Source organism: Xanthomonas sp. PPL134 (assembly GCF_040595915.1).
GTDB lineage: Bacteria > Pseudomonadota > Gammaproteobacteria > Xanthomonadales > Xanthomonadaceae > Xanthomonas_A > Xanthomonas_A indica.
Window position 1 is genome coordinate 13,849 of record NZ_JAMDLL010000020.1, and the last position, 26,559, is coordinate 40,407.

The 26,559-nt window shown below is 68.9% G+C and carries 21 protein-coding genes and 1 pseudogene; 13 read left to right on the forward strand and 9 right to left on the reverse strand.

Features of this window, described 5'->3' with window-relative positions; translation table 11 throughout:
• Nucleotides 1–88: 88 nt before the first annotated feature.
• Nucleotides 89–748, reverse strand: a complete 660-nt coding sequence (locus tag M3U25_RS19615; RefSeq protein ID WP_355500487.1) for an arylesterase — start codon at nt 746–748, stop codon at nt 89–91.
• A 124-nt stretch (nt 749–872) separates the two neighbouring features.
• Here M3U25_RS19615 and M3U25_RS19620 point away from each other — a divergent pair, with 124 nt between their 5' ends.
• From M3U25_RS19620 to M3U25_RS19650, 7 genes are all read left to right on the forward strand, one after another.
• The gene (locus tag M3U25_RS19620; RefSeq protein WP_010342203.1) at nt 873–1,475 is read left to right on the forward strand and encodes an ATP-binding cassette domain-containing protein; all 603 of its coding nucleotides are present in this window, start codon (nt 873–875) and stop codon (nt 1,473–1,475) included.
• Nucleotides 1,472–3,955 carry an FtsX-like permease family protein gene (locus tag M3U25_RS19625; protein ID WP_355500483.1) on the forward strand — a complete coding sequence of 828 codons (2,484 nt, stop codon included), beginning with the start codon at nt 1,472–1,474 and terminating at the stop codon, nt 3,953–3,955. Before M3U25_RS19620 ends, M3U25_RS19625 begins: the two co-directional genes overlap by 4 nt.
• 165 nt (nt 3,956–4,120) lie before the next feature.
• Nucleotides 4,121–5,035 carry a trypsin-like serine protease gene (locus M3U25_RS19630; RefSeq protein WP_355500919.1) on the forward strand — a complete coding sequence of 305 codons (915 nt, stop codon included), beginning with the start codon at nt 4,121–4,123 and terminating at the stop codon, nt 5,033–5,035.
• Between the two features lie 353 nt (nt 5,036–5,388).
• Entirely contained in the window at nt 5,389–6,282 is an 894-nt protein-coding gene (locus M3U25_RS19635; protein ID WP_242160715.1) for a TauD/TfdA family dioxygenase, read from the forward strand.
• A 70-nt stretch (nt 6,283–6,352) separates the two neighbouring features.
• The gene (locus tag M3U25_RS19640; RefSeq protein ID WP_355500479.1) at nt 6,353–7,411 is read left to right on the forward strand and encodes an ABC transporter substrate-binding protein; all 1,059 of its coding nucleotides are present in this window, start codon (nt 6,353–6,355) and stop codon (nt 7,409–7,411) included.
• A 1-nt stretch (nt 7,412) separates the two neighbouring features.
• Nucleotides 7,413–8,291 (forward strand): ABC transporter ATP-binding protein, encoded by an 879-nt coding sequence (locus M3U25_RS19645; protein WP_355500476.1) that lies wholly within the window; start codon nt 7,413–7,415, stop codon nt 8,289–8,291.
• Nucleotides 8,288–9,157, forward strand: a complete 870-nt coding sequence (locus tag M3U25_RS19650) for an ABC transporter permease (RefSeq protein WP_355500473.1) — start codon at nt 8,288–8,290, stop codon at nt 9,155–9,157. The genes M3U25_RS19645 and M3U25_RS19650 overlap by 4 nt, the downstream gene beginning before the upstream one ends.
• Nucleotides 9,158–9,286: 129 nt before the next feature.
• Here the strand turns inward: M3U25_RS19650 and M3U25_RS19655 are convergent, their stop codons facing one another.
• The 5 genes from M3U25_RS19655 to M3U25_RS19675 form a co-directional block, all read right to left on the reverse strand.
• Nucleotides 9,287–10,225 (reverse strand): DUF6607 family protein, encoded by a 939-nt coding sequence (locus M3U25_RS19655; protein ID WP_355500471.1) that lies wholly within the window; start codon nt 10,223–10,225, stop codon nt 9,287–9,289.
• A 47-nt stretch (nt 10,226–10,272) separates the two neighbouring features.
• Nucleotides 10,273–10,866 carry a Hemin transport protein gene (locus tag M3U25_RS19660; protein ID WP_355500468.1) on the reverse strand — a complete coding sequence of 198 codons (594 nt, stop codon included), beginning with the start codon at nt 10,864–10,866 and terminating at the stop codon, nt 10,273–10,275.
• A 6-nt stretch (nt 10,867–10,872) separates the two neighbouring features.
• A complete protein-coding gene (locus tag M3U25_RS19665; RefSeq protein ID WP_355500465.1) occupies nt 10,873–13,104 on the reverse strand; it encodes a TonB-dependent hemoglobin/transferrin/lactoferrin family receptor in 2,232 nt (743 codons plus the stop codon).
• A gap of 176 nt (nt 13,105–13,280) precedes the next feature.
• A complete protein-coding gene (locus M3U25_RS19670) occupies nt 13,281–13,481 on the reverse strand; it encodes a hemin uptake protein HemP (protein WP_017907561.1) in 201 nt (66 codons plus the stop codon).
• 173 nt (nt 13,482–13,654) lie between these two features.
• A complete protein-coding gene (locus M3U25_RS19675; protein WP_355500462.1) occupies nt 13,655–14,626 on the reverse strand; it encodes an aldo/keto reductase in 972 nt (323 codons plus the stop codon).
• A gap of 210 nt (nt 14,627–14,836) precedes the next feature.
• Between M3U25_RS19675 and M3U25_RS19680 the strand changes: the two genes are divergently transcribed.
• The 6 genes and pseudogenes from M3U25_RS19680 (at nt 14,837) to M3U25_RS19705 (ending at nt 22,650) form a co-directional block, all read left to right on the forward strand.
• Complete coding sequence (locus tag M3U25_RS19680; protein ID WP_048490482.1) at nt 14,837–16,135, forward strand: nucleoside transporter C-terminal domain-containing protein; 1,299 nt, start codon at nt 14,837–14,839, stop codon at nt 16,133–16,135.
• Nucleotides 16,136–16,202: 67 nt separating this feature from the next.
• On the forward strand, nt 16,203–17,156 hold the full coding sequence (locus tag M3U25_RS19685) for a ribokinase (RefSeq protein WP_355500458.1): 954 nt from the start codon (nt 16,203–16,205) through the stop codon (nt 17,154–17,156).
• A 97-nt stretch (nt 17,157–17,253) separates the two neighbouring features.
• On the forward strand, nt 17,254–17,856 hold the full coding sequence (locus M3U25_RS19690; RefSeq protein ID WP_355500455.1) for a DUF4893 domain-containing protein: 603 nt from the start codon (nt 17,254–17,256) through the stop codon (nt 17,854–17,856).
• 443 nt (nt 17,857–18,299) lie between these two features.
• Complete coding sequence (locus M3U25_RS19695) at nt 18,300–20,651, forward strand: glycoside hydrolase family 98 domain-containing protein (RefSeq protein WP_355500452.1); 2,352 nt, start codon at nt 18,300–18,302, stop codon at nt 20,649–20,651.
• A 148-nt stretch (nt 20,652–20,799) separates the two neighbouring features.
• The gene (dusB, locus tag M3U25_RS19700) at nt 20,800–21,798 is read left to right on the forward strand and encodes a tRNA dihydrouridine synthase DusB (RefSeq protein WP_355500449.1); all 999 of its coding nucleotides are present in this window, start codon (nt 20,800–20,802) and stop codon (nt 21,796–21,798) included.
• A gap of 26 nt (nt 21,799–21,824) precedes the next feature.
• Nucleotides 21,825–22,650, forward strand: a pseudogene (locus M3U25_RS19705) (methyltransferase domain-containing protein).
• A gap of 152 nt (nt 22,651–22,802) precedes the next feature.
• Here the strand turns inward: M3U25_RS19705 and M3U25_RS19710 are convergent.
• From M3U25_RS19710 to M3U25_RS19720, 3 genes are all read right to left on the reverse strand, one after another.
• Complete coding sequence (locus M3U25_RS19710; protein ID WP_355500447.1) at nt 22,803–23,495, reverse strand: hypothetical protein; 693 nt, start codon at nt 23,493–23,495, stop codon at nt 22,803–22,805.
• A 430-nt stretch (nt 23,496–23,925) separates the two neighbouring features.
• Nucleotides 23,926–24,609, reverse strand: coding sequence for a hypothetical protein (locus tag M3U25_RS19715; RefSeq protein ID WP_355500444.1), 684 nt, complete (start codon nt 24,607–24,609; stop codon nt 23,926–23,928).
• Between the two features lie 654 nt (nt 24,610–25,263).
• A complete protein-coding gene (locus M3U25_RS19720; RefSeq protein WP_355500441.1) occupies nt 25,264–26,337 on the reverse strand; it encodes a metal-dependent hydrolase in 1,074 nt (357 codons plus the stop codon).
• Nucleotides 26,338–26,559: the final 222 nt, after the last annotated feature.

Genomic DNA, 26,559 nt, shown 5'->3' on the forward strand with positions numbered 1-26,559 from the left:
CTTCCTCAGTCTTCAGCTTTGTGAAACATGCCGGATGGGCGGTGGTGGCGGCGTGAAGACCGCTTGATCTGCCTGAGCAGAGAAAAAACTACTGCGCGATCAATGGCTTGAGTTGCGGCCACACGTTGTCCAGCACCTTGGGCTGGGCCGCGGCGGTGGGATGCAGGCCATCGCCCTGCATCAGCGCCGGGTTCAGCGCCACGCCTTCCAGCAGGAACGGCAGCAGGCCGGTCCGGTACTGCTTCGCCAGGTCGGCGTAGACCGCGCGCAGGCGCTGCCGGTAACCCGGGCCGTAATTCGGCGGCACGTCGATGCCCAGCAACAGCACCTTCGCACCCGCGTCACGGCTCAGCACGATCATCTTCTCCAGGTTGCCACGCAGTTCGGCCGGGCTCAGCCCGCGCAACGCGTCGTTGCCGCCCAGTTCGATCACCACCACCGACGGCCGGTGCTTCTGCAGCAGCGCCGGCAGGCGGGTCAGCGCGCCGGAGGAGGTCTCGCCGCTGATGCTGGCATTGACCACGGCCGGCGGCGTCCGCATCTGTTGCTGCAGGCGCTTGTCCAGCAAGGCCACCCAACCGGACTGCAGCGGGATGTTGTGCGCTGCGCTGAGGCTGTCGCCGAGCACCAGCACCGGGCCCGTCGCACCTTTGGCACAGGCGATGACGGGCAGCAGCACCCACCATGCCAGCAGCAGCCAGGCGCGGCGCGCCCAGGCCCGCTTGCTTCTCGTCTCATCACCACGCATCGGAGATTCCCTCATCGACAGTCAGGCCCCCACGCTTCGCGCCGGCATCGCCATCGACGTGCGCGATGTCGGCAAATCCGTCAGCGGACCGGAGGGTACGGTCCACATTCTCGACAAGGTGGGATTGACCATCGGTGAAGGCGACAGCGTCGCCATCGTCGGCGCCTCCGGCTCCGGCAAGACCACCCTGCTCGGCTTGCTGGCCGGCCTCGACCTGCCCACGCGCGGCGAGATCGTGCTGGCCGGGCAGTCGCTCAATGCGCTGGACGAGGAAGCCCGCGCCGCGTTGCGCGCACGCGAAGTCGGCTTCGTGTTCCAGAGTTTCCACCTGCTGCCGTCGCTGACCGCGGCCGAGAACATCGCCCTGCCGCTGGAACTGGCCGGACGCGAGGATCCGGCGCGGGTACGCGAAGTGCTGGAGGCGGTCGGACTGAGCGCGCGGGCGCGGCACTACCCGCGGCAACTGTCCGGCGGCGAGCAGCAGCGCGTGGCGCTGGCACGCGCGTTCGTGGCGCGGCCGCGCATCCTGTTCGCCGACGAGCCCACCGGCAGCCTCGACCAGGCTACCGGACAACAGATCAGCGACCTGCTGTTCGCGCTCAACGCCGGCAGCGACACCACCCTGGTGCTGGTCACCCACGACATGCGCCTGGCGCAGCGCTGCGAGCACCGCTACCGCCTCGACGGCGGCCGCCTGCGCGCCGCCGACGCGGCGGATGCCGCATGAACGTGCTGCGCCACGCCGCGCGCGCGCTGCGCCGCGAGCTGTTCGCCGGTGACCTGCTGACCGTGTTCGCCGCGCTGGTGCTGGGCGTGGCGGTGATGACCGCGGTCGGCACCCTGGTCGACCGGGTGACCCTGGCGCTGACCGGCAGCGCCGCCGAGGTGATCGGCGGCGATCTCGGCGTCAGCGGACGCCAGGACATCCCGGCCGCCTTCGCCGAGGAGGCGCAGCGGCGCGGGCTGCGCAGCACGCGCCTGGTCAGTTTCCCCAGCGTGCTGTTCCACGGCGACGCCAGCCAGATGGCCAACATCAAGGCGGTGGGCGCCGGTTATCCGCTGCGCGGCGAGCTGCTGGTGGCGCGCGATACCGTCGGCGCCGGCAGCGAACGCGCCGGGCCGCCGCCACGCGGCGAGGCCTATGCCGATCCGCGCCTGCTCGAGGCCTTGGGCCTGAAGCTCGGCGACGCGCTGGAGTTCGGCGCCGGCACGCTGCGCGTGACCCGGGTGCTGCGCGCCGAGCCGGATGCCTCCGGCGAACTGATGCAGTTGTCGCCGCCGCTGCTGGTCAACCGCGCCGACGTCGATGCCGCCGGCCTGCTCGGCCCCGGCAGCCGAGCCTCCTACCGGCTGATGTTCGCAGGCGCGCCCGGCGAGATCGCCGCCCTGCGCGCATGGCTGGCGCCGCGCGCCAAGGCGTTCCGCCTGGTCGGCATCGAGGACACCCAGCGCGGCGTGCGCGGCGCGTTCGACCGCGCCGGGCGTTTCCTGGCGCTGGCCGCGTTGCTGGCGGTGCTGCTGGCCGGCGTCGCCACCGCACTGGCCGCCAACCGCTTCGCCCTGCGCCGCATCGATCAGGTCGCCGTACTGCGCTGCCTGGGTGCGCGCCAGCGCGACATCCTCGGCGCGCTGGCGCTGCAGTTGCTGCTGCTGGCGATCCCCGCCTGCGCGCTCGGCGTGGGCCTGGGCATGCTGGCCCAGGTCGGCCTGGTCGAAGCGCTGGGCAGCCTGATCCCGAACCGTCTGCCGCTGCCGCAGGCCACGCCGGCGCTGGCAGGCGCCGGCATCGGCCTGTTGCTGCTGCTCGGCTTCGGCCTGCCACCACTGCTGCGCCTGCGCGACGTGCCGCCGATGCGCGTGCTCAACCGCAGTTTCGCCGCGCTGCCGCCGACCTCGCTGCTGGTCTACGCCGCGGCCCTGGTCGCCACCGTGGTGCTGGCGGTCTACGCCACCGGCGACGGCGTGCTCGCGGCCTGGGTGCTGGGCGGCCTGACCCTGCTGGCGGCGCTGGCCGCGGCGGTCGGCGCGGTGCTGCTGGCGGTGTTGCGGCGGCTGCAGGGACGGCTGCGCGGGCCATGGAAGCTGGGCCTGGCGGCGCTGACCCGGCGTCGCGCGCTGAGCGTGGTGCAACTGGTGGGCCTGTCGCTGTCGCTGTGCGCCCTGCTGTTGCTGGCGGTAATCGGCCCCGGCCTGCTCGGGCAGTGGCGCGACCGGCTGCCGGCGGACACGCCGAACTACTTCCTGATGAACATCCAGCCCGACCAGGCCGAGCAGGTGCTGAGCACCCTGCGCACGCTGGGCGTGGCCGACGCAGCGGTGGAACCGTTCAGCACCGGCAAGCTGGTGGCGATCAACGGCAAGCCGCCGCAGCGCCGCGAACAGGGTCCGGACGACGACGGCGACGGCAGCGACCGGCCGATCAACTTCTCCTGGCGGCACGCGTTCCCCGCCGCCAACCGGCTGCTGTCCGGACGCTTCTGGGCCGCCGACAGCACCGCCGCCGAGGCCTCGGTGGAGGAAGGCTGGGCGCAGCGCTACGGACTCAAGCTCGGCGACCGCATCACCCTGCTGCTCGGCGACCAGCAGCGCAGCTTCACCGTCACCAGCCTGCGCAAGGCCGACTGGGATTCGTTCCGGGTCAACTTCTTCCTGCTGCTCAACGCCGGCGCGGTGCAGGATGCGCCGTACAACCTGATCTCCGCCTTCCATCTGCCGCGCGCCTCGGCCGCGCAACTGAGCGGGCTCAGCCGCGCCTATCCGAACGTGTCGCTGCTGGACATCGACGCGATCCTGCAGCGCGTGCGCGAGGTCATCGACCGCGTCGCCCAGGCAGTGCAACTGGTGATGGGCTTCAGCCTGCTGGCCGGCGCATTGGTGTTGCTGGCTGCCTTGCAGGCCACCGCCGGCGAGCGTCGCTACGACAGCGCGGTGCTACGCACCCTGGGCGCACGCCGTGGGCAGTTGCGCGGTGCGGTGCTGGTGGAGTTCGGCGCGCTCGGCCTGCTCGCGGCGGTCCTTGCGGTCGGCGCGGCCGCGATCATCGGCGTGGTGGTGGCCAGGCAGGCCTTCGACCTCGCGCTGTCGCCACCGTGGCCGGCGCTGCTGCTCGGCGGCCTGGGTGGCGTGGCGCTGAGCCTGCTCGCCGGCTGGTCCGGCACCCGCCGCATCCTGCGCACGCCGCCGGCGCTGGCCTTGCGCGAGAACTGAGGGCAGCCGGGATTGGGGAATGGAGATTGGGGATTTGGAAAAGCGCTGCACGTTGCGCGGACGTGATACGGCCGCATCGGGCGCTCGGCGGCGGTCTGTGGCGACAGCAGGCGCAATGCGTTCAGCACCACGAGCAGGATCGCGGTGCATCGAAAGGAGAAACGCATGAAATGGATTGTCGCCTGTTGCCTGCTTGCCATCGCCACCAAGGCCGGCGCCGTGGTGGTCAGGGCGGACGTGGAGGAAGCGCGCTATCGGATCCCGGCGGCGGCATTCCCGGCACTGGCCGACCTGCCCGGCGAGGGGCACGGTGTGCTGATAGCCCCGCGATGGGTGGTCACCGCCGCGCACGCAGCGCCGATGCAGATGCCGGGCATGGACCAGGACGTGTCCATCGGCGGCGTGGCGCACAGGATCAAGCGGGTCGTCGTCCATTCCGGCTATCGCAAGCTGCCCGACGCGCTGGTGCAGGAGGCGCTGGCCTCGCGCGACTTCGCCAAGTTCTACGCGTTTCTGGCCGCCTCCGACGATATCGCGCTGATCGAGCTGGCCACGCCGGTAACGGACGTGGCGCCGGCCGCGCTGTACCTCGGCGACGACGAGGTGGGGATGACCGCCGAACTGATCGGCAAGGGCGCCACCGGCAACGGCAGCGTCGGCCAGGATCCCCACGGTGCCCATCGCGGCGTGCTGCGCCACGCGTTCAACACGATCGTCGGCGCTGATCCGCGCTACCTCTGGTATCGCTTCGATCCGCCGCCGTCTGCCCTGCCGCTGGAAGGCATCGCCGGCAGCGGCGACAGCGGCGGCCCCTTGTTGATCGGCGCAGGCGATGCGCGCCAGCTCGTCGGCCTGACCTCCTGGGGTCAATATCCGCCGGCCCATCCGTTCTGGAGCACCTGGACGGCACAGCGCCCGTTCGTGCAAGGCCTGTATGGCCAGCTCACGCATGCGGTCCGCGTGTCCCACTATTTGCCGTGGATCCAACAGGTGATGTCCACTGCCACGGACGACGCGTCGCCGACCGCGACGCCACTAGCACCGGTGGCGTCCGGGCAAATGCAGGTTCCAGCTCCCTGATCTTCGGTAGGCCGACTGGGATCTTCACCGAGTCGGCACCCGCCGCATCCTGCGCACGCCGCCGGCGCTGGCCTTGCGCGAGACCAAGCGCCTTGCGGCCCGGCACACCGGGCCGCTGCAAGACGCGGACGTCGCCCCCGCAGGCTTGCCACCATCGGCGGCACGCACCACCAACGGCGATCGGCGCACCACGACGCATCCCGAATCCCGAATCCCGGCACCACGCATATGCCGGTTGCGTATAAGCACCATCCGAATCGTTGCTTCGGCGCGCGCCGGGCGCGGCCTACAGTGGGCATGGACGCCGCATGCCGGAGCCATGGCGTCGCATCCTTCGCAGACGAGGCCGCCGCATGGCACGCGCATCCATCGCAACACGGCCGGCCGCCGCCGCGCCGACGGTCCGCATCGAACCGTTCGCCGCGCCGCTGGGCGCGCAGGTGCTGGGGCTGGACCTGACCCAACCGCTGGACGCCACCACGTTCGCGCTGTTGCATCGCGCGCACCTGCACTACCACGTGCTGGTCTTCCGCGACCAGCGCATCACCCCGGCGCAACAGGTCGCCTTCAGCCGCCGCTTCGGCCCGCTGCAGATCCATGTGCTGCGCCAGTTCCAGCTGCGCGATCATCCGGAAGTGCTGGTGGTGTCGAACATCAAGGAGCATGGCCAGCCGATCGGGCTGGGCGATGCCGGCCACTACTGGCATTCGGACCTGTCGTACAAGCCGACCCCGAGCCTGGGATCGATGCTGCTGGCACAGGAGTTGCCGGCCGAAGGCGGCGATACCTTGTTCGCCAACCAGCACCTGGCCTGGGATACGCTGCCGCTCGAGTTGCAGCGCGCGGTCGACGGACGCCTGGCCGAGCACAGCTACCTGGCCAAGTACGAAGACCTGCGCAAGCGCAATCCGTGGCGCCCGCCGCTGACCCAGGCGCAGATCGACGAGGTGCCACCGGTGCGCCATCCGATCGTGCGCACCCATCCGGAGACCGGGCGCCGCGCGCTGTTCGTCAGCGAGCACTTCACCACCCGCATCGTCGGCCTGCCGCAGGACGAAAGCGATGCGCTGCTGCAGGCGCTGTTCGCGCACAGCAGCGACGATGCGCTGGTCTATCGGCACCGATGGCAGCCGCACGACATGGTGTTCTGGGACAACCGCTCGGTCACCCACCTGGCCGGCGGCACGCCGGACCACCTGCGCCGGCGCCTGCACCGCACCACCATCGAGGGCGACGTGCCGTTCTGAGCCGCGCCCCTCCACGCGGCGGATACGCCGCTGTCCGACCGCGTAGTCCCTTCCCCCACTGGAACGACGCATGACCGCTTTCGATTCGCCCGCATTCCCGGCCACCGCGTCGCCCGCTGCCGCAGCGCGGCGGCTACGCTGGTTCGCCACCGCGCTGCTCGCCGTCGCGCTGCTGCACGTCCAGTCCGCGCACGCCGAAGGCCGGCTGCGTATCGCCAAGCAATACGGCATCGTCTACCTGCTGCTGGACGTGGCGCAGGAGCAGAAGCTGATCGAGAAGCACGGCAAGGCCGCCGGCATCGACATCGCGGTGGAGACCGTGCAGCTGTCCGGCGGCGCGGCCGCCAACGATGCGCTGCTGTCCGGGTCGATAGACGTGGCCGGCGCCGGCGTGGGCCCGCTGTTCACCCTGTGGGATCGCACGCGCGGCCGCCAGAACGTGCGCGGCGTGGCCTCGCTGGGCAACTTCCCGTACTACCTGATCAGCAACGATCCGCGGATCAAGACCCTGGACGATTTCGGCCCGCGCGACCGCATCGCGGTGCCGGCGGTCGGCGTGTCGGTGCAGTCGCGCTTGCTGCAGCATGCCTCGGCGCAGCGCTGGGGCGAGCGCGCCTACAACCGGCTGGACGCGCAGCAGGTGGCCTTGCCGCATCCCGACGCGGCCGCGGCGATCATCCGCGGCGGCACCGAGATCACCGCGCACTTCGCCAGCCCGCCGTTCCAGGAACAGGAACTGGCGCGCAATCCGAAGGCGCACATCGTGCTCGACTCGTACGCGATCGAAGGCGGCCCGACCTCGGCCACGGTGCTGTACGCCACCGAGAAGTTCCGCCGCGACAATCCCAAGACCTACCAGGCCTTCGTCGCGGCGCTGGCCGAGGCGGCGGTGTTCGTGCAACGCCAGCCGGAACAGGCGGCGGACCTATTCGTGCGCCGCAATGGCGGCAAGATCGATCGCGCGCTGGTGCTGCGCATCCTCAAGGACCCCAAGGTGCAGTTCAAGACTGCGCCACAGAACACGCTCAAGCTTGGCCAGTTCCTGTCCCGGATCGGCGCGATCAAGCAGGCGCCGACCTCGGTCAAGGACTATTTCTTCGATAGCGCGCAAGTCGCCGGAGGCAGCTGAGATGAACCCTTTCGCCTTGACGCCGGCGCCGTTGCTGCAGCTCGAACGGGTCAGCCTGGACTACGCCAGCGGGTCGCGCGTGGTCCGCGCCACGCACCAGGTCAGCTTCGACGTGTATGCCGCCGATCGCATGGTGCTGCTTGGCCCGTCGGGCTGCGGCAAGTCGACCCTGCTCAAGGCCATCGCCGGCTTCGTCGCGCCCAGCGAGGGCCAGATCCGCCTGGATGGGCAGGTGCTGCGCGCACCGGGGCCGGACCGAGTGGTGGTGTTCCAGGAATTCGACCAGCTCGCGCCGTGGAAGACGGTGCGCCAGAACGTCGCCTTCGGCCTGCGTGCGGCGCGCAAGCTGGGGCGGTGCGAAGCGGCCGAGCGCGCCGATCATTTCCTGCACAAGGTCGGGCTGTCGGCGTTCGCCGACGCCTATCCGCACACCTTGTCCGGCGGCATGAAGCAGCGCGTGGCGATCGCGCGGGCGCTGGCGATGCAGCCGCGCGTGCTGCTGATGGACGAGCCGTTCGCCGCGCTCGACGCACTGACCCGCCAGCGCATGCAGGAGGAGGTGCTGGAACTGTGGGACGAGGCGCGCTTCACCCTGTTGTTCGTGACCCACTCGATCGAGGAGGCCTTGCTGGTCGGCAGCCGCATCGTGCTGTTGTCGGCGCATCCGGGCCAGGTGCGCGCCGAACTCAACAGCCACGGCTTCGGGCCCGGCAGCGTCGGCAGCGCGGCGTTCCAGCACGCCGCACAGCGCATCCACCGGCTGCTGTTCGATCCGCCGGGCGCCGCCGACGTCGGCGACGACACCGAGGGGACGGCGACGGCCGCCAGCAACGTCGCACCGTTGCGCCGCCGCGCCGGTATGCGCGAGGCCACGCCATGAGCGCCGCCGCACCGTTGCGGCCGCCGATCCGCGCCGAGTACGAAAACCCGGTCGTGCCCTACACCGCCACCGTGCCGACGGCCGTGACCCGACGGCGGCAGGTCCCGGACTGGCTGCGCCAGGCGCTGGTGTTGGTCGCGCTCGCGGCACTGTGGGAAGCGGCAGCGCGCTGGCTCGACGACGACCTGCTGCTGCCGAGCTTCCTGCAGACCGCGCGCGCCTTCGCCGACGGGCTGTGGAGCGGCGAACTGCTGGGGCGGGTCGGTGCGTCGCTGCGCATGCTCGCGCAAGGCTATGCGCTCGGTGTGGCCTTGGCCTTCGGCCTGACCGCGCTGGCGGTCTCGACCCGGATCGGCCGCGACCTGCTGGGCACGCTGACGGCGATGTTCAATCCGTTGCCGGCGATCGCCCTGCTGCCGCTGGCCCTGCTGTGGTTCGGCCTGGGCAACGGCAGCCTGGTGTTCGTGCTGGTGCACGCGGTGCTGTGGCCGCTGGCGCTGAACACCTACGCCGGTTTCCAGGGCGTGCCGGAGACGCTGCGCATGGCCGCGCGCAACTACGGCCTGCACGGCCTGCGTTACGTGGTCGCGATCCTGGTGCCGGCCGCGCTGCCGGCGATCCTGTCGGGCCTGAAGATCGCCTGGGCCTTCGCCTGGCGCACGCTGATCGCCGCCGAACTGGTATTCGGTGCCACCTCCGGCCAGGGTGGCCTGGGCTGGTACATCTTCCAGAATCGCAACGAGCTCTACACGGACCGTGTCTTCGCCGGGCTGGCGATGGTGATCCTGCTCGGCCTGCTGGTGGAAGGCGCCGGCTTCCGCGTGCTGGAACGGCTCACCGTGCGCCGCTGGGGCATGCAGCGCTGAGCAATTCGGGCGTCATCTCCACGGCCGGTCGCCGCCGGCACAAATGCCCGCGCATCGATGAAACGCAAAAAAGGGGAAGGCGCCATCCCGGCCGCCTTCCCCACCCTGGCTGTGGCGCCGACGCTGGCCTCAGCGCGCGGCCGGCGCCGGCGCCGTCCATTGCGCGAACACCGCATCGAGTTGCGCATCGCTGACCGGCTTGCCCTGTTGCACCGCCTCGGCCTGGCCGAACAGTGGCACGATGATCGCCATGCCATCGACCTTGGTCTTCAGGTGCACGCCCGGTGGCTTGCCGAGCAGGCCGTCCCAGCGCGCACGCACCCTGGCCCAGTAGCCCTGGGTCGCGTTCCAGTAGGTGCGCGCCGGAGTGAAGTCGACGGTCGTGGTCTTGACGTAGTCGTTGAAGCCGAACTCGCGGGCGATGGCCTGCTGGCTGCCATCGGGCTTGCGCAGCACCTTGGTGTTGAACTGCTCGTGGGTCCAGCCGGCCGGGGTCAGCGTGTGCCGGTTGATCACTGCCAGCGCGTTGTAGTCGCTGCGCTTGGTGTACTCGCGACGCGGCAGCGGGCGCCAGCTCAGGTCGCTGGTCCAGGTCGGATGGCCGTCGGCGTAGTCCCAGCGGCCGGTGCCGCAGTAGCGCGGCGCATCGCTGACTTCGTACACGCACTGGGTCCAGGCACCGCTGGTGGCGGCGGCATCGAGCGGGCGCACCTGCCAGGTCTGGTCGGCGCTGAACTCGAAGCGCTGCGGCGCCTCGTAGATCCAGTCCTGGCGCCAGTGCTTGGTCACGTGGCCGCTCTTGGGCTCCACCAGCAGATGCTGCAGCACCACCTTGCGCGGGCTGTCCTCGACCACGATCACCACTTCGTCGCCGCCGCTGCGCATCGGCGCGGCGCGCGTGTAGCCGGGTTGCAGCAGCACCGTCTCGTCGAAGGCGAACGCCACCGTGTACTCGCCCTGCATCGCCAGGATGCTGGCGCGGTCGCGTGCCGGGTCGGCGTTCTCGGCATGGACGGGAAGGCTGCCGGCAAGCAGCAGGGCGCAGAACAGAGGCGGAGCTTTCATCATCGAGAGAGTTGTCTTGGGTGATGGGAACGAGGAAACCGATCGGCCGCTCACAACCGCAGCAGCGGCCATGGCCGCTCGGGATCGGGACGCGGCGCAGGGCGGCCGGCGCGGGCGCAACAGCAGTCGTCGACCAGCACGTCGCCCTCGGCCGCCTCCAGGCGCGCGATGCGCCGGGCGATGCTGGCGCCGAGCGGCGACACGCCGGCCACGCTGGCCGCCAGCACGCCATCGGCCGCGTGCAGGCGCAGCGCCCGCGCGTGCCAGCCATCGCCACGCAGGCGCCCGGCGACGCGCCGCCACAGCCGCTCGGCGACGCCGCCGTCGGCGGCATCCTGCGCCGCGGGCAACGCCGACAGCAGCATGTCCCAGGCGACGAAATCGCTGTCGGGCAGCAGATACAGGCGCCAGCAGCACTGTTGCTGGCGATCGTAGAAGCGCAGGCTCTCCAGCACGCCGTCGCTGTCCACGTCCAGGTGCGCGGCCACGCCGCGGGCATGGCGCCAGCCGATCAGTTCGGCGCCGGTGCGGGCGCGGTACAGGCACAGCACGGTGCCCAGCGCGGCCAGTTGCGCCGGGCGCGGCAGCGGCGCAAACGCGGCCATCCGCTCCTGCTCCGTCCGCGCTGGCGACGCCGTGCGCATGCGCGGCTACCAATCCAGCGCCAGGCTGACCGAGACGTTGCGCCCGGCGCCGGTATAGCGGTCGAGCACGGCGCTGCTGGCCAGGGTCGCGCCGGGCAGCATGTTCCAGTCGATGTAGCGGCGGTCGGCCAGGTTGAACACGCCCACGTCGAGCCGCGCGCCTTCGGTGAAGTGCCAGTGCGCGAGCAGGTCCAGCGTCGCGTAGCCGGCCGGCGTGTAGTAGGTGGGCAGTTCCGGCCGACGCTTCTTCGCCACCGCGGTGGCGACCAGTTGCGTGCCCCAGGTGCCGCGGTCGTAGCCCAGCCCGAGCACGCCGCGCAGCGGATCCACCGAATTGAGCGGCGTGCCGTCGGTGCGGTTGTCGCCGCGCGCATAGGCGGCGCTGGCCTGCAGCGACCAGCCGGCCCAGCGCGCATCGAGTGCGCCGAAGTCGATGCCGGCCTTGGCCTCCACGCCACGGATGGTCACTCGGTCGACGTTGCGCGACTGATACAGCATCAGGCCGTCGGCGTTGAAGCCGACGAAGCGGTAGGACTCGATGAAGTCGCGGTAGGCGTTGCGGTAGGCGCTCAGGCCGGCGTAGATGGCCGGACCGGCGTAACGCACGCCCAGTTCGGCGCCGCGGCTGGTCTCCGGCTTCAGGTCGGGATTGGCGATCGCGGTGTAGCCGATCAGCAGATTGGTGAAGCCGATATTGACGTCGTTGTACGGTGGCGCGCGGAAGCCATGCGCGTAGTTGGCGTACAGCGACCAGGCGTCGTCCAGGCGCCAGATCGCGCCGAGCTTGGGCGAGACGTTGCGGTCGCTGATCTTCTTCGCCGCCACGCCGGGATTGTCGGTGGCGAAGATCGCATCGACCTGCGGCGACAGCCGGTAGTAGTCGGCACGTAGCGCCGGCGTCAGGCTGAAGCGGCCGTCGGCCAGGGCGATCTCGTCCTGCAGGTAGGCACCGGCCTTGAGCGTCTCGGTGATCGGGAAATCGCGGACCGGAAAGGTCTCCATGCCCACGGTCTTGCTGATCGCCCCGGTGCGCAGGTTCAGCGTGTGGCCGTCGCGCTTCTCGTGGGTATCGGTGTGCGACAGGTCGATGCCGTAGCTGATGTCGTGCACGACGCGGCCCTGGTCCACCCGCTTGTGCAGGTTGGCCTGCAGCCCGTACAGGCGCTGGTCGAAGTCGTGCTCCATGTGCCGCAGCGTCGCGTTGCTGCGGCGCTCGTCGGTGCGCTGCAGGCTCTGGCTGTCCTGGCGGTACAGCTGCCACTGCAGGTCGTCGGCAAGCAGCGTGTCGAGCTGGTCCACCTCGTGCCCCAGCGACACGCGGGCGCGGGTCTGATGGTCGCGGCCACGCTGCGACAGGATGCTGGCGGTGACGTTGCTCAGCGCATCGATGCGGGAATAGTCCTCGTTGCCTTCGACGGTCAGCTTGAAGCGCTGGTTGGCGCTGGGCGCGTAGACCAGCTTGCTGAGCAGGCTGCGGCCGTCGCTGCTGAGCGGATTGGGCGCGGTGCGGGCGGCGCCGATGCTGCGGTTGTCGCCCTGGGTCTCGCTCTCCTGGCCCTGGCGATGGCTGAGCGCGGCCATGCCGCTCCAGCGGTCCCCGCCGAAGGCGACCAGCGCGCCGGCGAACAGGCCCTTCCACTCGCTCTCGTAGCCGAACTTCAGGCCGACGTAACTGTCCTTGCCCGGCGCCAGGTAGTCGGCCGGATCCTTGGTGACGTAGGCCACCACGCCACCGAGCGCATCGGAGCCATACAGCGCGCTGGCCGGGCCGCGCACGATCTCCACGCGCTTGAGCGTGTCCATGTCGACGAAGTTGCGGTTGGCGTTGAGGTAGCTGCCGAAGCTGAAGCTGTCCGAGACCGGGATGCCGTCGGTCTGGATCAGCACGCGGTTGCCGTCCAGGCCACGGATGCGAATGCCGGAGATGCCGCTGAAGCGGCCGCTGTTGCCGGTGGCGGACACGCCCGGCGTGTAGCGCAGCAGGTCCTTCAGGTCGTGGACCAGGGTGCGATCCATCTGTTCGCGGTCGATCACATCGACGCTGCCCGGCACATCCACGATGGCGCGCTGGGTGCGGGTGGCGGTGACCTGCAGGCGATCGAAATCGCGGACGGCGGACGCCGCACTGGCGTCGGCGTCAGCGTTGGAAGAAGAGACAGAGGCGGATGCGGGAGCGGCATGCGCGCAGGAGGCCAGGGCCAGCCACAGCGCGCCGGTCAGCGGAGCGGTACGGAACATGGAGAGCATCGGTCGTCGCGGAAGACCCTCGACCGGCACGGCGCGGGGTCCGCGCCTGGCCGAGGGGAGAGAGAAGGATCGCGACTGCGAGGCGGCCGCGGCCGACGCGCAGGGGCGTCGGCCAGGTGGCGGCAGATCGAGCGGGGAGGCCGGCCGCGCGCGGCGGCCGGACGGCGTTACTTGGTCAGGATCAGCTTGTCGTTGCTGGTGTGGCGCAGGCGATAGACACGGTCGCCGTGCTGGATCAGCACTTCGCGGCGACCCTTGAGCAGCGCCTGGCTGCTGATGGTTTCTTCGGCCGGCACCGCGCGCGGCACGGTGCGCTCGCGCAGGCTCAGGGTTTCGGGGTGACGCAACAGCACGGGTTGAGCGGTCATGGTCGGACTCCATCCACGGGGTGCATCGAGATGATAATGATTCTCAATACTTAATCAAGACCCATTCTCGACCATTTCGATTCGCACTCGCGATCGAAACCGCAACAACCAAAGACGCGGAAAATCGAACGGCACGCCAGCGACGGCCGGCGCGGCGGCGCCGGCCCGAGTGCTTACGCCAACGCGGACTCGACCCTGCCCCACCACGCCGGGTCGTCGCGCTCGGCCAGTTCCAGGGCGACCAGGTTCTCCAGCAACTGCGCGACCCGGCTGGCGCCCAGGATCACCGTGGACACATGCGGGTTGCGCAGGCACCAGGCGATCGCCAGCGCCGCCGGCGCCACGCCCTCGGCCGCGGCCAGCGCGGTGAAGGCGCGCGCACGCTCGACCCGGCGCTGCGCCGGCGGCCCGATCACCTCCTGCTGCAGCCAGGCGTTGCGCTCCTGGCCCAGCCGCGAGGCCGGATCGATGCCGTCGTTGTACTTGCCGGTGAGCAGGCCCGAGGCCAGCGGTGACCAGATGGTGGTGCCCAGGCCGAGTTCGGCGTACAGCGGCGCGTACTCCTGCTCCACGCGCTGGCGATGCAGCAGGTTGTACTGCGGCTGTTCCATCGACGGCCCGTGCAGGCCCAGCGCACGCGCCACGTGCGCTGCCTCGCGGATGCGCTCGGCCGGCCACTCGGAGGTGCCCCAGTACAGCACCTTGCCCTGGCGGATCAGCGCGTCCATCGCGCGCACGGTTTCCTCCACCGGCGTGTCCGGGTCGGGGCGGTGGCAGTAGTACAGATCCAGGTAGTCCACCCGCAAGCGCTTGAGTGCGGCATGGCAGGCGTCGGTGACGTGCTTGCGCGAGAGCCCGCGCTGGGTCGGGCGCGGCGACTCCACGGCGCCGAAGTAGACCTTGCTGGACACGCAGAAGCCGTCGCGCGGCAGCCGCAGGTCGGCGATCACGTCGCCCATCACCTGCTCGGCGCGGCCGTGCGCATAGACCTCGGCGTTGTCGAAGAAATTGATGCCGTGATCCCAGGCGGCGGCGATCAGGTTGCGCGCTTCGTCGCGGCCGGTCTGCCCGCCGAAGTTGATCCAGGCGCCGAACGACAGCGCCGACAGCTGCAGCCCGGTGGTCCCGAGGCGACGGTAATGCATGGCAACTCCTCCTGCTGAGCGAACCCGCGGCAAGGCCGGGGGCGGCCGCACAGTGTAGCGGCGGCGCCGCAAGGCCTCGTCGGCGGCAGCGGGGACGCCCCGCTCTTGCGAATCCCCACTCCCGAATCCCCGACTGAACACGCCTCGCCTTGCCGGCCGTCACCCCCTGCACTAGGCTTCCCGTCTTTGGTCGGGGACCCGGGGACGCAGATGGTCGAGGGATTGGGAAGGATCGGCTTCGGCCTGTTCGGTTTGGCGGTGTTGATCGGGATCACCTGGCTGTTCTCCAACAACCGCCGGGCGGTGGACTGGAAGCTGGTCGCGACCGGCCTGGTCCTGCAGATCGGTTTCGCCTCGCTGGTGCTGCTGGTCCCGGGCGGGCGCGAGGTGTTCGACTGGCTCGGCCAGGTGTTCGTGAAGGTGCTGAGCTTCGTCAACGAAGGCTCCAGCTTCATCTTCGGCAGCCTGCTCGACACCAAGACCTACGGCTTCATCTTCGCTTTCCAGGTGCTGCCGACCATCATCTTCTTCTCCGCGCTGATGGGCGTGCTGTACCACCTGGGGGTGATGCAGGCGGTGGTGCGGGTGATGGCCTGGGCCATCACCAAGGTGATGCGCGTGTCCGGCGCCGAGACCACCAGCGTCTGCGCCAGCGTGTTCATCGGCCAGACCGAGGCGCCGCTGACGGTGCGCCCCTACATCCCGCGCATGACCGAATCCGAACTGCTGACGATGATGATCGGCGGCATGGCGCACATCGCCGGCGGCGTGCTGGCGGCCTACGTGGGCATGCTCGGCGGCGGCGATCCCGCGCAGCAGGCGTTCTACGCCAAGCATCTGCTGGCGGCCAGCATCATGGCCGCGCCGGCCACGCTGGTGGTGGCCAAGCTGCTGGTGCCGGAGACCGGCACGCCGCTGACCCGCGGCACGGTCAAGATGGAAGTGGAGAAGACCACCAGCAACGTGATCGATGCCGCCGCCGCCGGCGCCGGCGACGGCTTGCGCCTGGCGCTGAACATCGGCGCGATGCTGCTGGCGTTCATCGCCCTGATCGCGCTGGTCAACGCGCCGCTGACCTGGCTCGGCGACGTCACCGGCCTGGCCAGCGCGCTCGGTCGCCCGACCAATCTGTCCACCATCTTCGGCTACGTGCTGGCGCCGGTGGCCTGGGTGATCGGCACGCCGTGGCCGGATGCGACCACGGTCGGTTCGCTGATCGGCCAGAAGGTGGTCATCAACGAGTTCGTCGCGTATACCGAGCTGTCGCGCATCGTCCAGGGCCAGGTGCCGGGCGTGAGCCTCAGCGCGGAAGGCCGGCTGGTCGCCACCTACGCGCTGTGCGGCTTCGCCAACTTCAGTTCGATCGCGATCCAGATCGGCGGCATCGGCGGCCTGGCCCCGGAGCGCCGCCACGACCTGGCGCGCTTCGGCCTGCGCGCCGTGCTGGGCGGCTCGATCGCCACCTTCATGACCGCGACCATCGCCGGGGTGCTGTCGCACTTCGCCTGATCCGGCCGCAACATCCGCTCCACCGTTTTTCCTTTTTTCAGTTCCAGTCGAGACGCAGTACATGCCTATGAGTTCGGTCATCGTCGTCGGTTCGTTCAATGTCGACCATGTGTGGCGGTGCGAGAATCTGCCCGCACCGGGGGCGACCATCGCCGGCCGCTACAGCACCGGCCCCGGCGGCAAGGGCTTCAACCAAGCGGTGGCGGCAGCACGCGCCGGCGCGCGCACCAGTTTCGTCTGCGCGCTCGGCGACGATGCCGGCGGCACGATGGCACGCGGCCTGGCCGCGCAGGACGGCATCGCCCTGGTCGCCGAGGCCAGCAGCGAGCCGACCGGCACCGGCGGCATCTATGTCGACGGCCATGGTCGCAACACCATCGTCATCGGTGCCGGCGCCAACGCGGCGCTGAGCCTGGACTTCGTGCAGGCGCAGCGCCCGCTGCTGGGCTCGGCGCGGGTGCTGCTGGCGCAGCTGGAATCGCCGATCGAGACCATCGAGGCCACCCTGGCGCTGGCCCGCGAGGCCGGCCTGACCACCGTGCTCAACGCCGCCCCGGCCAATGCGCAGACCAGCATCGGCCTGCTCAAGCTGGCCGACGTGCTGACCCCCAACGAGACCGAGTTCGCCGCCCTGCTCGCGCGCCATGTCGGCGTGCGCGTGGACGCCGACGACGTCGCCGCCACCGATGGCGGCAGCCTGCACGCGCTGTGCCGCAAGCTGCTGCCCGGCGGTACCGTGGTGGTGACGCTGGGCGCGGTCGGCGCCTTCATCTCGCACCCCGACGAGCGCCTGCTCGGCGACACCCAGCCCTACTACCGGATCGGCGCCGAGACCGCGCACACCGTGGACACCACCGGTGCCGGCGATGCCTTCAACGGCGCCCTGGTGGCGTCGATGGCGCAGTCGCCGAACGCCGCGTTCGCCACCCACGTGCGCTTCGCCAACCACTATGCGGCACGCTCCACCGAGGCCGAAGGCGCGGCGGCGTCGATGCCGCGGCTGACCCCGGACGCCGCCTGAGTCCGGGCGCGGCGGCCTGCGCCGCCGCCCTGGCGGTGTTTCCCTGACCGCACACCGCCGGCCGCCGCGCCGGCCGCATCCCGACAAGGAGTTCCCGATGCCCCGCTCCCTGCTGCCGTTCGGTGTGCTGTGCGCACTGTTGCTCCCGCTGTCCGCCGCCGCGGCACCGCGCTGCGACTGGAACAGCCTGGCCGCCGATGCCGACCGCGCCGCGGTGACCGTGTCCGCCGAACGCCTGCAGCAGGTGATCGCCGCGCAGTACGACGATGCCGATCAGGACAAGGGCGCGGCGCTGGCGCGCACCCTGCTGCAACGCGCGCGGACGCCGCAGCAGCCCGGCACCCTGGAAGGCCGCTGGAAGGTGCGCTCGATCCAGGTCGACCCGCACTTCGCCTACGCCTATCCCTACTTCAAGGCCGAGATCCGCCGCGATCCCTGCGGCTATCACCTGAGCAAGACCAGCGGCTCGCAGCGCCGCAGCGGCACGCTGTACCCGCTGGCCGCCGGCAGCCACGAACTGGCCTTCCTCGGCGCCAGCACGGTGAACGACGAGCCGGAAGCGGCCTACGCGCCTGGTCATGTCTCCGACGACACGCATGGCAACAGCGTCGGCCGCCTGGTCGCGCTGGGACCAGACGAATTGCTGCTGATCCTGGACGGCAAGGACAACGGCTTCGAGCTGTACCAGCTGATTCGCTGACGCGCGCGGCGGGCCGCGGCCGGTGCGGTGTAGCGACGCGCATCGCCCATGCACGGCTGGCCGTGTGCGCCACAGCGCCGCGAGGTACCCGCCTCGCCCTTCTCATTGCTCGGTGTGACGCGACCATACGCAGCACGCGGCCCGCATGCGTTGCGTGTCACGCCTGCGCCGTGCTTGTGCGCCGCCATGCGATGAGACGTGCGTAACCGTTGGATGCCGACATCGCGCCTCACGCTCAGAATCGCCACGTGTCTTTTGCGATTTCCGTAAACACCAGCGCGCAACGTGCGGCCGTTCGCAGTCGCGGCAGATGAACGCTTGCTAGATTCGCCGCCACTCAGGCAGTGCCCGCTCGCCATGTCGCAGGATGCGGCCACGACCGCCCCTGCCGACGCACTCCCCCACTGCAAATGGATTCTTCGATGAACAAGCACCGAGGATGGATGACGTGCGCGCTTCCCAGCGCGCTGCTGTGCCTGCTGCTGACCGCGTGCGGCGGCGACGAGAACGGCGACAGCCGGACCGCGACGCCGGCGGCAGCCGACCCCGCGCCAATGGCCTGGTCGGCGACCACGCGCACCGCCACACCGGCGACCACGGCAACCGCTGCAAACGATGCCGATGCCGATGCCGGCAGCGACGGCTCCAGCACGCCGCTGCGCCGCCCGCTGTCGCCGCGCCAACCGATGTTCCTGGTCCACGCCGATACCTGGAATTCGGCCGATCCGCAGAAGATCATCGACCTGATTCCGGCGGATCTGCGTCCGTACACGGTGCTGCTGATCTCCCTCTCGATCTACCACCAGGGCGCCACCGGCAATCAATGCAACTGGCTGCAGGTGGAGAACGGCATCGAAACCGCGCGATCCTGGATCAAGACCGCCGCGGCCAACGGCGTTTGGGCGATGATCCAGCCGTCCAGCGGCGGTTTCAGCCACTTCCCGGACTACGCGCCGGATGCCGACCTGGAGTCGACCGTCTACGGCGAATTCTTCCGCGACTATCCCAACTTCATCGGCTTCAACTATGCCGAACAGTTCTGGGGCTTCGATCAACCGTGTTCCGGTTCGGCCGCGCAGCGCTGGGAGCATTGGTCGAATCTGCTCAAGCTGACCCACAAGTACGGCGGCTACCTGACGGTCAGCTTCACCGGCGGCTTCTGGGGGGCGAACATCAACCCGCTGGCGATGGTCAAGCGCAACCCGCGCTTGCGCGCCGCGCTGGGCAGCTACGCCGACAACTTCATCATCGAGGAAAAGTTCACCAGCGGCTATGGCTATCACGACATCGAAAGCGTGAGCCTGGGGATGTTCCTGTCCGGCTTCGCCGGCCACTACGGCATTCGTCCCGACCGCACCGGCTGGTATACCAGCGACAACAGCGCATACCCGGTCCAGGCAGGATCGCCGCACCTGATCGAGCACCTGGCCTTTACCGGCGAGACCGTGTTCGACGGCCCCGAACAGATCATGCTCGATGCGGTGCACACCTTGCCCAACGCCACCACGGCCGACGGCTACAGCAGCCGCCGCTGGGAGTTCTACCCGCACTACCGCAACATCCAGCTGGACATCTACCGCAAGATCCTCGACGGCACGCTGCGCATCCTCGACCGCCAGGAAGTGATCGATCGCTCCAAGGTGGTGATCGTCAACGACGCCACCACCGGCGACGACAGGAACCTGTACTCCTCGCCGGAAACCCTGTTCAGCGGCCTGTACCTGATCGACGGCGACGGCACGTACCTCAACCAGCACAGCTGGTACAAGAAGACCGGACGCTATCCGGCCATCCCCACCGTCTGGCAACTGACCGACGCCACCGCCAAGTCGTTCCAGGTGCAGATCGCCAAGAGCGGATATGCCGCGCGCTGGCCCACCATCGAGGCCAAGCGCGCCGAGCTGGACGCGCTGTTTCCGCAGGAATACAGCGGCGACATCTACGCCGGGCGCCAGGACAATACCTGGGTGACCTACAACCCGTCCAAGGCCGGCCAGAGCGCCAGCGGGACCCTGCCGCTCAAGTACAACAGCTGCGCCGCCGTCAGCGTGACCTATGCGCCCTACACCAGCGGCGTGATCAAGGAGTTCCCCGATTCGCTGTCGATCTATCTGACCAACTTCGATTCCCCCAACGGAGCGCTGAAGACCGATACGATCGACATCGATGGTGCCAGCACCACGCCCACCTTCGACTTCGCCGATCGCGGCGACCACCAGCCCAGCACGGTGACCAGCACCGCGACCACCGACGGCCTGACCCTGCGCGTGGCGCACAACGGGCCGCTGGACATCAACGTGCGATGCACCGGCAACGCCAGCGGACGCCTCAGCGGAGCACCCACAGCGTCCGTACAGGCCCCGCAGGCGCCACCGGCCTACACCGGCGTGCGCCAGTACGAAGCCGAGCACTTCGACTTCCGCAACATCCGCAGCCTGGTCGCCAATGGCGTGTCCGGCTCGGTGCGCAACTACCAGGGCCTGGGTTACGTGGACTTCGGCACCAGCCCGGTCGCCAGCGTGCGCGACGACATCCGCGTGACCGACGCCGGTACCTACCAGTTGCAGATCCGCTATTCGACTGCGGGCGCGAGCATCGGCAACGTCGATCTGTACGTCAATGGCGTGAAGGTCGGCACGCCGACATTCGCGCAGACCCCCTCCGCCAGCGACTGGGCGACGCTGCAGCAACCGGTGATCCTCACTGCCGGCAGCAACCGCATCGAGTTCCGCGGCAATGCGGCGCGGCCGGCATCGCTGTATCTGGACAACATCCGCCTGTCACGCCAGATGTGATGGCACGACCGCTCCCCGGGCGAGGCGCAGCCTTGCCCGCGGGCTGCGCCGGTGGCGGCGCGCTGCCCCTCATCGGCCGCGCGCCTCAGCGGCCTGGTTCGCCCCGGCAGTCAAGCGGCTCCGAGGCGGCCTCCGCTACACTAGCGGCATGCGTATCGGCCCCTACACGATCGAACCGAAGGTGATCCTGGCACCGATGGCCGGGGTCACCGACAAGCCGTTCCGGCTGCTGTGCAAGCGCCTGGGCGCCGGCCTGGCGGTGTCGGAGATGACCATCTCCGATCCGCGCTTCTGGCAGACTCGCAAGTCGCTGCAGCGCATGGACCACGCCGGCGAGCCGGACCCGGTCAGCGTGCAGATCGCCGGCACCGAACCGCAGCAACTGGCCGAGGCCGCGCGCTACAACGCCGACCACGGCGCGCAACTGATCGACATCAACATGGGCTGCCCGGCGAAGAAGGTGTGCAACGCCTGGGCCGGTTCGGCGCTGATGCGCGACGAGGCGCTGGTGGCGCGCATCCTCAGCGCGGTGGTGAAGGCCTCGCCGGTGCCGGTGACGCTGAAGATCCGTACCGGCTGGGACTGCGACCATCGCAACGGCCCGGTCATCGCGCGCATCGCCGAGGACTGCGGCATCGCCGCGCTGGCGGTGCACGGGCGCACCCGTGACCAGCATTACAGCGGCCAGGCCGAGTACGCCACCATCGCCCAGATCAAGGCCATGCTGCGCATTCCGGTGATCGCCAACGGCGACATCGATTCGCCGCAGAAGGCCGCGCACGTGCTGGCCGCGACCGGCGCCGATGCGGTGATGGTCGGGCGCGCGGCGCAGGGCCGGCCGTGGATCTTCGGCGAAATCGCCCACTACCTGGCCACCGGCGAACTGCAGCCGGCGCCGTCGCTGGCGTTCGTGCGCGACACCCTGCTCGGCCACCTGCAGGCCCTGCACGATTTCTACGGCGAGGCGCAGGGCGTGCGCATCGCGCGCAAGCATCTGGGCTGGTACGCCAAGGACCGGCCGGAAAACGCCGCGTTCCGTGCCGTGGTCAACCGCGCCGAGAGCGCGCAGGCGCAACTGGCGCTGACCGCCGAGTACTTCGATGCGCTGATCGCCGGGGTGCCGCCGGCCTTGTCCGCCGCCGCCTGACGTTTTCTTCTCCCTGGAGCACCGCCATGGGCACGTCTCCCGACACCCCGACCTATCTGCACGGCTATTCCGACACCGAACAGGCACGCCTGCTGAAGCAGGCGCGCTTGCTGGAAGCAACCCTGTTCAACCAGATCGACTACACCGGCGCGCGGCGCCTGCTGGAAGTGGGCAGCGGCGTCGGCGCGCAGACCGAGGTGCTGCTGCGGCGCTTTCCCGACCTGCACGTCACCGGCGTCGACCTGAGCGAGGCGCAGCTGCAGGCCGCGCGCGACAACCTGCAGCGCATGCCCTGGTGCCAGGATCGCTACACCCTGCAGCAGGCCGACGCCGGCGACCTGCCGTTCCAGCCACGTAGCTTCGATGCGGCATTCCTGTGCTGGGTGCTGGAGCACGTACCGTCACCGGCGCGAGTGCTCAGCGAAGTGCGGCGGGTGCTGGCGCCGGGCTCGCCGGTCTACGTGACCGAGGTGATGAACGCCTCGTTCCTGCTGCACCCGTACTCGCCGAACGTGTGGCGCTACTGGATGGCGTTCAACGACTTCCAGTACGACCACGGCGGACCCGTTCGTCGGCGCCAAGCTCGGCAACCTGCTGCTGGCCGGCGGCTATCGCGACGTCAGCACCGAGATCAAGACCCTGCACCTGGACAACCGCGAGCCGGCGCGGCGCAAGACCATGATCGGGTTCTGGGAGGAACTGTTGCTGTCGGCGGCCGAACGGCTGTTGCAGGCCGGCGCGGTGGATGCGGAGACCGTGGCTGGCATGCGCCGGGAGATGGCGCAGGTGCAGAGCGACCCGGACGCGGTGTTCTTCTATTCGTTCGTGCAGGCGCATGCGACGGTGTATTGAGCCCCGTTCATGGCGCCGCTGGCGCCTGCACACCAGATAGCAGCGACATGTCCGCATTCTCGGTGTGTCTGATAGACAAAGGCGTCCCTCAGCGGGAACGCCTTTGTTTATTTCATCTGCACTGCCTAAAGCGAGATCATGAAGAGGATTTTTTAGTTTGCGTAGAGCGGGAAATATCCTTGTGAAACAAGGATGTTAAAGGCTCCATAGGAGAAGCTAGACGCCACTGCGCTGTTACCGCTGAGACCAAGGGCGAAGTACCCGCCCACATCACACGCCGTGACAATCGACCAGCCCTTTTTCGGGTCCGGAGACGAAGCGTATTTCGCTGTGGTGCCGGTTGCAAATTTGGACCAATAGCGCGCGGAGTGTCTGGCCACGCTCAGCCCGCCCAGAACCAGCGCGCCAGTCTTCGACTTGGGATCGAGCCGCGCGATGCCTTCCCGTTCCAATTCCTCGAATTGCACCGACGCCGCGTCCAGACCCTCGGTGTTCTGCACGATCTGGTCCATTCGCACGATGAACGAGAACTCGTAGGCACTGAGTTGTTGACGCAACTCGACCAGGTTTTCGGTCATCGGCCGGAACGGATCGATTGCATCGATCATGGGCTGGTGCGTGGCGATGAAGCGCTCCAGCCGCATGCCGGGGTTGTAGCCACACTTCTGGACCAGGACGGCGATGGCCTCGTCGGGCGAGGCCTTCGTCTCCAGCAGGCAGCCCAGATACATGTTGTGCTGGATGCCCGCCTGGTCCATCGGGTTCTCGGCCGCCAGCGCAGGGGCGGCGCCGAAGGCACTGCCGACCAGGAGGATGGCGGTTGCGACAAAGAATTTTTTGTTCATCAACTTTCTCATGCAATGGATGGAGGGTGGCCCAGATCTCCGACGTTCCTGCGGCGGACCCAGGCGAGGCGACCACACCGCATCGGCACGCGGCGCGATGCGACGGTTTCAGGCTAGGCGGGTCTGCGGCGACGCACGAGGGCGAAACCGGGTCGCGACGGGAACGAACCGGGTCGAATTGGCGAACCCGTGGGCACCGCCACTGCATCGCGCAAACGCGGTCCTGGCTTACGGCGGGCACTCCATGATGGAGGAATCAATGCCTTAGGCCGATTCGTTCCCGATCCATACCCGCGGATGCGCTTGAATCCGCGGCACCGCCGCTTAGGCTGCCAATCCCCTCTCTTGCGTCGGGAGAACTCCGATGCCTGCCGCCCCGCCATCCTTCACTTCATCTGCGCTGCCTGAAGCCGAGACCGTGGGAAGGCTCTTAGTTCGCGTAGAGTGGGAAATACCCTTCTGAAACGAGATGGTTAAACATTGCATGGGAGAGGGAAGCCCCCTGATCGCCATCGCGAAACAAAAAGTAACCTAACGTATCGGACCCTGCGACGATCAACCAGCCCTTGTTCGGGTCCGGAGACGCGGCGTATTTCGACGTGGTACCCACCGCAAATTTGGACCAGTAGCGCGCGGAGTGCCTGATTACGCTTAGGCCGCCCAGAACCAGCGCGCCATTCTTCGACTTGGGGTCGAGCCGCGCGATGCCTTCGCGTTCCAATTCCTCGAATTGCACCGTCGCCGCGTCCAGGCTCCCGGCGTTCTGCACGATCTGGTCCATCCGCACGATGAACGAGAACTCGTAGGCACTGAGCTCCTGGCGTAGCCCGGTCAGGCTCTCGGTCATCGGCCGGGTCGGATCGATCGCATCGATCATGGGCTTGCGCGTGGCGATGAAGCGCTCCAGCGGCATGCCGGGGTCGTAACCGCACTTCTCGACCAGGACGACCAGCGCATCGTCGGGCGAGGCCTTGGTGTCCATCAAGCAGCTCAGGTACATGTTGTGCTGGATGCCCGCCTGGTCCTTCGGGTTCTCAGCCGCCAGCGCAGGAGCGGCGCCGAAGGCATTGCCGATCAGCAGGATGGCGGTTGCAGCAAAGAGCTTCTTATTCATGCGTGTTCCCATGCAATGGATAGAGAGTGGCCAGGTCTTCCGACGTTCCTGCGGAGGACCAGGCGAGGCGATCAACACCGCACCGGCACACGGCGCAATGCGACGATTCAGGCTAGGCGGGTCTGCGGCGACACACGAGGGCGAAACCGGGTCGCGACGGGAACGAACCGGGTCGAATTGGCGAATCCGTGGGCACCACCGCCGCATCGCGGAGACGCGGCCCTGGTTTGCGGCGGCGTGTCACAATCGAAGAATCAATCCCTTACGTCGACTCAATCCCGATCCATACCCGCGGCTGCGCTGGAATCCGCATCGCCGCTGCAACTAGGCTGATGCGAGCTTTTCTGTTTAGGAAGCTCACTGCCTGCCAGCACCCCGTCGTCCATGCCGCCGTCGTCGCGGCCCTCCTGACACATCCCCTGGGCCGCCCACGCCCACGGCACCCTGCCGCCGGACTGCTGCCTGGAGCAGGATCACAAGTCGGAGGCGGTGATGAAGTTCGATTTCGACGGGGAACAATTGCGGCAGGTGATGGCCACGTGCGGGGCAGCCGAGCACGAAAAGTCTTCTCGTATACCCTGGCAGCGATTGCCGCTTATTGCGACTTGGCGCCGGCAATGAAGGCGCATCACGCCACGGCCGATTGCGCCGTGCTCAATGCGCCGCTGTCGGCGCCTGCGCGCTGACCGGCGCGGATGACGCCGGTTCGACCCAGATCCGTTGCCACATCCGCACCAGCGCTGCCCGAATCTGCCCACGTGCTTCCGGCGCCCGGTAGGTGGCCTGCAACTGCCGCGGCGGCATCGCCTCCCAGCTGTCGCCCTGCTGCCGCGCCACCGCGAAATTGAAGTTGTAGTCCGGCTCCAGGCCCATGCGCAGGTCGCTGAGCACCAGCTCGCCGTCCCTGACCTGCGCGCGCATGAAACCGCGATTGAACCAGCTCAGACGCTGCACCGCCGGCAGGTCGCGCACTTGTGCCAGCGCCTGGGTGTTGGAGGGATAGCCCTGGAAGCGCATCGGCCCGTGATCGGCGACCAGCGAACGCTCGCCAATCACGTAGCCACTCGGCGTCATCGCCACCACCCGCCACAACAGCGTGTTGAACGGCATCGGCACTGAAAAGCGCGGCGCCTGCGCCAGGCCCATCGCCGCCAGCGCGCGGTCAGCCTCGCGATCGACCAGCTGCTTGGCCAGCAGCGACCAGCCCAGGTAAGCGCTGCTCAACAGCAGTCCGGCAAGCAAGGCCTGCTGCGCCACGCGCCGCGCGCGGGCAAACCAGGCGATGGCGCAGGCCAGCAGCAGCCACAGCGTGTAGGCGGGATCGATGATGAACACACTCGACCACATGGTTGGCGGCGGCCTCAGCGGCCACCACAGCTGTGTGCCGTAGACAGTGAACGCATCCAGCAAGGGATGGGTGATCAGCGCCAGTTGGATCGCCCAGAACCAGCGGCGCGGCGCTTCGGCGACCCGCCCGTGGCCGAAGCGGCGGAACAGCCACCAGATCAGCCAGCCGAGCAGCGGCAGCACGAACAGCGAATGACTGAAGCTGCGATGCACCGTCATCAACGTGACCGGGTCGCGGGTCAGCGGCAACAGGATCAGCGAATCGAGATCCGGCAAGGTGCCGAGCGCGGCGCCGGCGAGCAATGCCGCGCGCCGATGTGCGGCTGGGGTGATGGCGGCGGCAATGGCGCCGCCAAGCACGATCTGGGTGAGGGAATCCATCGGCCGATGCTAGCAGCGATGCGGCGATGGGTGCGCGGCGGTGTTGATGCATTGCAAGCGGCAGAGGTGACACAGCCTTTGGGGCGGACGCCGCTCCCACAGTGGCCTGGTTTGAGCAACTGCAGATGTGCGGCATGCAGGTGTGTGAGGGGCTTCAGTCCTGACGCTGTTCGGCTGCGTTGCACGAAGGTGCCTGTCACGACGGCGACCGAGTAGGCGTTG